The sequence below is a fragment of the Bradyrhizobium huanghuaihaiense genome (genome assembly GCF_007830635.1).
In the GTDB taxonomy this organism is placed as follows: domain Bacteria; phylum Pseudomonadota; class Alphaproteobacteria; order Rhizobiales; family Xanthobacteraceae; genus Bradyrhizobium; species Bradyrhizobium huanghuaihaiense.
This window is the reverse complement of the sequence record NZ_VLLA01000018.1, coordinates 193,281-199,864: the sequence shown is the minus strand read 5'-3', so window position 1 is coordinate 199,864 and position 6,584 is coordinate 193,281. Positions and strand designations below refer to the sequence as shown.

6 protein-coding genes are annotated in these 6,584 nt (G+C 61.0%); 2 read left to right on the top strand and 4 right to left on the bottom strand.

Annotation, left to right across the window (positions count from 1 at the left end; translation table 11 throughout):
• Both IQ16_RS30440 and IQ16_RS30435 read right to left on the bottom strand, forming a co-directional pair.
• Window positions 1-2,457, bottom strand: a 2,457-nt coding sequence (locus IQ16_RS30440) for an AMP-binding protein (RefSeq protein WP_145831916.1), incomplete at its 3' end; no start/stop codon positions are given.
• Window positions 2,458-2,691: 234 nt separating this feature from the next.
• Window positions 2,692-3,066: an ATP-dependent DNA ligase gene (locus IQ16_RS30435; protein WP_347340203.1), complete on the bottom strand. Its 375-nt coding sequence runs from the start codon at window positions 3,064-3,066 to the stop codon at window positions 2,692-2,694.
• 443 nt (window positions 3,067-3,509) lie between these two features.
• Here IQ16_RS30435 and IQ16_RS46675 point away from each other — a divergent pair, with 443 nt between their 5' ends.
• Both IQ16_RS46675 and IQ16_RS30425 read left to right on the top strand, forming a co-directional pair.
• Window positions 3,510-3,617, top strand: coding sequence for a DUF3606 domain-containing protein (locus IQ16_RS46675; RefSeq protein ID WP_080648193.1), 108 nt, complete (start codon window positions 3,510-3,512; stop codon window positions 3,615-3,617).
• A gap of 456 nt (window positions 3,618-4,073) precedes the next feature.
• Entirely contained in the window at window positions 4,074-4,256 is a 183-nt protein-coding gene (locus IQ16_RS30425; protein WP_035668734.1) for a hypothetical protein, read from the top strand.
• A gap of 409 nt (window positions 4,257-4,665) precedes the next feature.
• On the opposite strand, the gene IQ16_RS30415 is transcribed toward IQ16_RS30425, so the two are convergent.
• Both IQ16_RS30415 and IQ16_RS30410 read right to left on the bottom strand, forming a co-directional pair.
• On the bottom strand, window positions 4,666-4,848 hold the full coding sequence (locus IQ16_RS30415) for a hypothetical protein (protein ID WP_145831915.1): 183 nt from the start codon (window positions 4,846-4,848) through the stop codon (window positions 4,666-4,668).
• 353 nt (window positions 4,849-5,201) lie between these two features.
• Window positions 5,202-6,572: a heterodisulfide reductase-related iron-sulfur binding cluster gene (locus IQ16_RS30410; protein ID WP_145831914.1), complete on the bottom strand. Its 1,371-nt coding sequence runs from the start codon at window positions 6,570-6,572 to the stop codon at window positions 5,202-5,204.
• Between the last annotated feature and the right edge of the window lie 12 nt (window positions 6,573-6,584).

Here is a 6,584-nt window from a genome sequence, read left to right as displayed (position 1 = left end):
CAGCGGACGATATTGCGCCATTGCGCTTGAATAAGAGCTCCATGTCGCCGGCGGAACCTCATAATTGGGATTACCGGGATTGGACAAAGCCCTATGCAGCCTGGCAATCGTAATTTGCTGGCTCGTCGGCGTGTTGAAGAACCGCTCCAGCAGGGCCATCAGTTCATAGGTCCACTGCAGATGGGGGCGCGAAACGATGAGCCGCATCGCCCCGAGGATCGCCTGCAGCGCCAGACTGGCACCAACCGTCGGCGGGTCGACCATCGCAACCATGTCGACCATGTGGCCGGCTGCCATCAGCAGGCGGGCTGCTTCGAACGCCACCATGGCGCCGTTGCATTTGCCGCCCAGGAGGAAAGGGCCGCTCGCCTGCCTTTCTAGGATAAGCGGCAGCCGATCGGCTGCCATCTTCTCGATCGATGGCGGAATTGGCTCCCCGTGACGACCATGGGGATTGATGGAGATGATCGGGTAGTCGGCCCCGAAAAGCTCGACCATCTGCCGCATGCACGAGTGGCCGCCGACGAGATCCCCATTGAAGAAATATAGCGGAGGCCGATCACCACGCCCGTTGAACTCCAAGATCGGCGTCGGCGGAGCGTTCATCTGCATGGCGATCTTGGGACCGAATTCCCGGATCGTCTCTGCCCCGAACAGGATCGTGTCCGGCACGGGACGGCCGATGCGCCGCTCCACCTCGAGAAGCATTTCCATCGCAAGAAGGGAGTCGCCACCGCTGGCAAAGAAATCATCGTCGATCGTTACGGCCTCGGACTTGAGCAGCCTCCGCCATAGGGTCAGCAATTCAGCTTCCAGATCATCCAATGGCCCCCTGTTCACATCAGGCCCGGGCATCGCCTCCTGATGGTCGGTCGGGGTATCGATCAACTCGCGCAGCCGTCGCCGCTGAACCTTTCCCGTCGGACCCTTCGGCAGTTCGTCGAGGATCAGAATGCGTCGTGGAATCTTGAACGAGGCCAGCTCGCCTTGCAGGAAGTGGCGAAGCTCGAGAGGCGTCGCGTGGGCATGGGGGCGAGGAACAATGGCGGCTGCGACGTCCTCACCGAGGCGTGGATGGAAGACTGCGAAGGCAGCGGCCTCGGCGACGGCCGGATGGCGTAGTAATACCGATTCGACCTCGGCCGGCGCGATCTTCTCACCGCCACGGTTGATCAGTTCGCTCACGCGCCCGTGCACGGACAGAAAGCCGTCCGCGTCCAGGCTGCCGATATCGCCGGTGCGAAACCACCCTCCCACGAAGGCAGCCCGATTGAGTTCCGGCGCATCGAGATAGCCGGAGGTCACGGTAGGACCGCGAACCATGATCTCACCTCGTGCGCCAACGGGTAGCGGATGGCCATCCTTACCAACAATGGCCAAGGTTTCAGGCCAAGGTTGCCCACAAGTCCCCGGTCTGTTCGGGCCGGGCGGCGGCTGATTGGCCGTGATCTGCGCGGCTTCGCTGGAGCCATAGTGCTCGAGCACGGGCACACCTAGAATGCGCTGCAGACCGTCATGCACTTCCTTCGGAAGCGGCGCACCACCCGACACGACGAACCGCAAGGTGTGCTCTGTCAGCGCATTCTGAGAGGTTGCCTTGTCCAGCACGGCAGCGTGAAGCGTGGGGCCGGCCGAATACCAGGTCGGCCGCAGGATATCGAACCACTCATCCAGCGCCAGGATGGTACCGTTCTTCGGAACAGCAATGCTGCTGCCAGTCAGGAGCGGTGTGAACACCGTCACTTTGAGCCCGTGCGAGTAGAAAGGGGGTGACACGCTAAGGCAACGGTCTCTTGGCGTGAGATCGAACCAGGCCTGAAGCCGTGCGGCTGCGGCCAGCATATTGCTGTGGCTGAATGGAATGAGCTTCGGCTGCGCCGTCGTACCCGACGTTTGCAGGATGAAGGCGGCCGAACTCGGGTCAGGCTCGGCGTCGGTCGCCGGAGAGTCGGCCACATGCACGGCGACGGCCAATCCAAGTTGTCCGTGCCCGGCCGGAGCAGCTTCGAGGATTGCAATCCCTCGACGCTCTGCACGCTTGCGGACCTCAGAAGAACTGCCTTGCGGTATGAGAAGTGCATTCAGACGCAGCATGTCGAGGCGCTGATCAATCTCCGTCGCCAATAGCCGCGGATCAAGAGGAACCGCGATGCTGCAGCAAGCTACTGCCACGATGGCGAGAACCGCCTCCGGACCGTACGGCATGAGCACGCCGATGCGGGCGCTGCAATTGAACCCACCCAAACGCAACTGCCCGCGGATCTCCTCCAACTGGCGCTGAAGGTCGCCGTACGTCAGCGGCGCAAACGTGGTGGAAACGATCGCAGTCTGGTGCGGGAACCGGCTGGCAGTCCGACCAATGACTTGGCCCAGCGTGCATTGTGCTTGGGGCTCTGTACCGTCGGCGGCGAACGAGTTTATTGGAGAGTTCGCGATCTCTCGGAGCAAATTCGTCACAGAAGCCCCATCACCCTCAGGAAGCTGTCAAAGCCGCCGCAATTGCCCGTTGCAAAGATTACGCACGCTTTCCTCCATACCGGGCAACTGGCAATGATGATTACCTCGGAATAGGAAGGGAATTTTACGCTCCCCGGGAGGTCGCCTTTGGTTCACAAGCAGTAATGCTCTAGACGATTAGAAGACTTCCGGTCGGCTCTCAGGAGCCGACATTCCGTTTATGAGTACACTGCCCTACAGCTCGCGGCTCATGGCCGGATACGTGCGGTTCTTGATCTTGAGCCATTCGCGCGTGCGGCCGGCGATGTAGCGGCGATCGCGACGTTTGGAGATGATGCCCTCAAGGCGCAGATCGCAGGCGGCGCGAAACAAGTCGGGCCCGATCGCACCGCTCTCGAACGGCGCGATGAACATGCCGTCGGGTCGGCCACGCAAAAGCCTGGCGAGGTTGGTCTTGCGCATCTCCAGCGGCAGCTGGCGCAGATCTTCGCCGCCCAGCGCCAGAATGTCGAACGCATAGAGCTGCACCTCGTCATCGTGCTTGCGCGAGTGCAGCGCGTCGAAATCGGAAACGCCGTCGACGCCGAGCGCGACGGCCTCGCCGTCGATGGCGAATTCCTGGTGATCAGGCGCACGGTGCGACCCTTGCGCTCGACGCGCAGGCGATAGCCGTCGTACTTGATCTCGTGGAACCAGTCGGGACCGTCGGGGACGGCCTTGACGGATGTGGGCAGGCAGAACTCGAACGCGGGTGACGTGAGAAGGAGATAGTCACGCGGCCGCGAATATGCGAATCTTGGGCTCGATTTGAGCGTCGGAATTTCGTCAGTGAGGCGCCGATGACAAATGCATTGCCGTATCTTGGAATTGCGCTCTGCTGCTCGCTCTCGGTGTGGTTGGTGAGCCTGATGCTGTAGTGTTCTTTCAGCCGCGACGGTAAGGCGGTCGACGGCGGGGCAAGGACTCCAGCTAGACTGCGCTCAATGGCAGCGCTAGCTGAACGCCGATCGCGCGTCCGCGCTGCCCTTCAATGAAGTCCTTCAGCCTATCCGATATCTCGTAGCCGTCGGCTGCGATGCGGAGCTCGAGCAGCAGTGAAGAAGGCGGTCAAGAAGGTGGGCAGCAGCCGTAAGAAGGTTGAGCGCCGTCTCGGCCGATGAGGAAGGCGTGCGGCCGTCGCTTGTTAGGAACGAGCGCCCCCTGCGGCCATTTCAATGATCAGGCTTGCGTGCCCTCCTTCGCAAGACCTGTTGCCGCGACTAAGCTCCAGCTCGCTACCCGGCGGGCTGGAGCGCTCGTTTTTGTGTCGGATTCACAAATGTGAATCCCACCGGGATCGCTTTTTGGGATGAAAGCTCCGTTTGTCGCTGTCTGCCGCCCAGACAGGGGCAGACCTCTCGGTCCCAGCTCGTTTTTCGATCCGGAAAAACCTCCAGGCTGGGGCCGATGTGGTCTGCTCAAAAGCAAGCAAATGCGGGGTACGCCGGTTGCTCAATCGCTAAGTTACCCGCGGCATGCGAGTTGTTCCCTCCCGGCTAGCGTCCAGCCTTAGCTGGCGCGGCAATCGGCCGCCAATCGAGACGGCCTTACTCTCTCGGGAAAAACAGGGGAGTCCGATGAAGACTTATCGGGCTTTCGTCCTCACTTTTGGGGGGCAGATTATTCAGTCGGTTGATTTGGTCTGTGCGACTGAAGAAAACGCCCGAACACTTGCTGAGCGGCTAGCTGAAGATAACCCGGTGGAGCTATGGGACGGGGCGCGGCGAATAGCGCGTTTTGAGCCCAAGAAGACCGACTGAGGCGGCCCTAGTTCCGCGTCAAAGGCTTTGGCGGCTGTTCGCCCATCGCTATGTCAGCGGGTGGGAGTTCTCCGGTTCGGTCCTTCAGGTCGGCCGCCCGCTGAATCAAGCCAGACGCAACCGCCGGGTCCTTTGTGGTCTTTGCCATACGGAGCAGCGTAGCTGCGGCCTCTCTGGCGAAATAATGAAAGCGCGACACGTCTCGACATTCCGACACTTGGCCCGTGGACATGATTCACAGGGCGCGCTTCGGTTCCGGCTTCCGTGCAAAAATGTACACAAGCGATAAAAAGGCCTCAGCTCGGGGCTGGCGGAGCTGAGGCCTTTTGTGTCGGCATCACGTTGTCGAGGCGTGATTCCGGACCCATCAACTTAGATGTGTGGGAATTTGTTCCAACCTTCAGCGGCCTTACTCTGCAGCGTCCTGAACGGTGCGGATCAGCTCGGATCGCCGGGCGATGTCGTCGTAGGTCTTGGCGATCTTCCGGAGCGGTTCCTTGACCCGCTTATGCTCGCAGTTGTCCGCCTTCGCGCGGAACTCTTCCGCGCGGTCTCGCCAGTATTTGGGCGGGTGCATTTTCTCTATGCCCATGAGCCCTCCACGTTTCCGGGGGCGTGTCCCTGGGCCTTGTCTCGCTAACGTATACCACGTGCTGAAGTTGCGGAATTGAACTCCGGGAGCCAGCCGGGTGCAACAGCCACTGGCAGGATATCGAACCACTCATCCAGCGCCAGGATGGTAGCGTTCTTCGGGACAGCAATGCTGCTGCCAGTCAGGAGCGGTGTGAGCACCGTCACTTTGAGCCCGTGCGAGTAGAAGATTTCCGGTCGGCCCTCGGGAGCCGACATTCCGTTTATGAGTACACGGCCAGCTATGCCTCCACTAGCGGACCTCAATGAGTGTCCCGTCACTTCGCTGATGGGCCAATAGGCGACGTCAAGCTGCTACGACGGCGCCACACCCCCCGCGCGCGGCTCTGGGAGCGCGCCGCTCCTCAGGGGAAGCGGCTGATCGCCAAGCAGCACCTTCACCACGACGTCACGCGCATTGTTAGGATCAAGCGAGTGCTTTGCGATCAGGTCGCTACAGTCGGCGACGATCTGGTCGGCGTCCTGCATGATCTTGAGCTCTTTGTAGCGATCGTGCCGATGCAGGCCCATGCTTTCGCCAACCACTTCAAGGATATTTATGATGCGGAATGGCCAGTCGCGCTCGTGCGCGCACAGTTCGCGATGATCGGAATGATAGATCGCGACCAGTGCATCGACGCCTGCATCGCGCGCCGCCTCAAGCTCCATAAGTTGCAATTCGCGCTTGAACTTTGGAAGTACGCCGACATCCACGCTCTGCAAACCCACCGCCGGCTGGTTCAGATCGACGAGTTCGATACCGGGGACCGTCGTCAGGATTTCAGCGGCGGCTTCCACGACGCCGGCCACGCCGGGATGCTTGTGCAGCGCGACCCGCATTTCGACCTTGCGCTGAAGGTGCGGCTTTAGCTGCGCCAGCCGGTCACCGAGAAAGCGCATGAACGGGCTCATCTCGAACGGGCGGGAGCCGCGCTGCCGCTTCACCGTTGGCAGGATGGTTTCTGTGTACTGGACGTAGCACGACGGACACCAGGAGATCACCTGCCCCGAGTTGGAGTGCGACAGCTTTTCCATGGTGCTCGAGCCCATACGACCGGCCATCTCTGCGTCCCCAGACTTGAGTTGGAGGATGCCGCAACAGTGGCTTGGTCCGCCCATCACCTGATAATTGACGCCGAGCGCATCCATGATATCGAGGGCAAGCAAGGCGATGTGCGGCGTCTTGAGCACATTGCAGCCGGTGTAAAACACGAAATCCGGCGCCTCAACGGGCGTGGAGACCGACGCCGATTTCTGACCCAGTCGTTCGAGCACGTCCGTATCGAGTTGCAGGCGCGAAAGCACGCTCACTCCACGACTGCCGTCGCGGTACTTCTCCACCCCCTGCCGGCGTCGTTCGGCAAGCTCATTGTCCGACTTCGAGATGCCAAGCCGCGCCATGCTCAGCAAGAAACGCGGATTGACGCCATAGTCACACGCCTTGATGCATGCCCCGCTCCGCATGCAGGACTGCGCCCATTTGCGCGACGCTTCCGGGCCGTTGCCGGTACGTACCAGTTCGAGGATGCCGCCGATGATGTCTTCGGACTTTGTCCCCAAGATGCCGGCCGGCTCGACACTCGGACAAGCCTCGACGCATTTCCCGCATCGCGTACAGGCGTCGAGCATTTCTTCGACATATTCAGCCAGGGTCGTCTCGAATGGGACCTCGTTCATCGGCTGCATGACCAGCTCCAG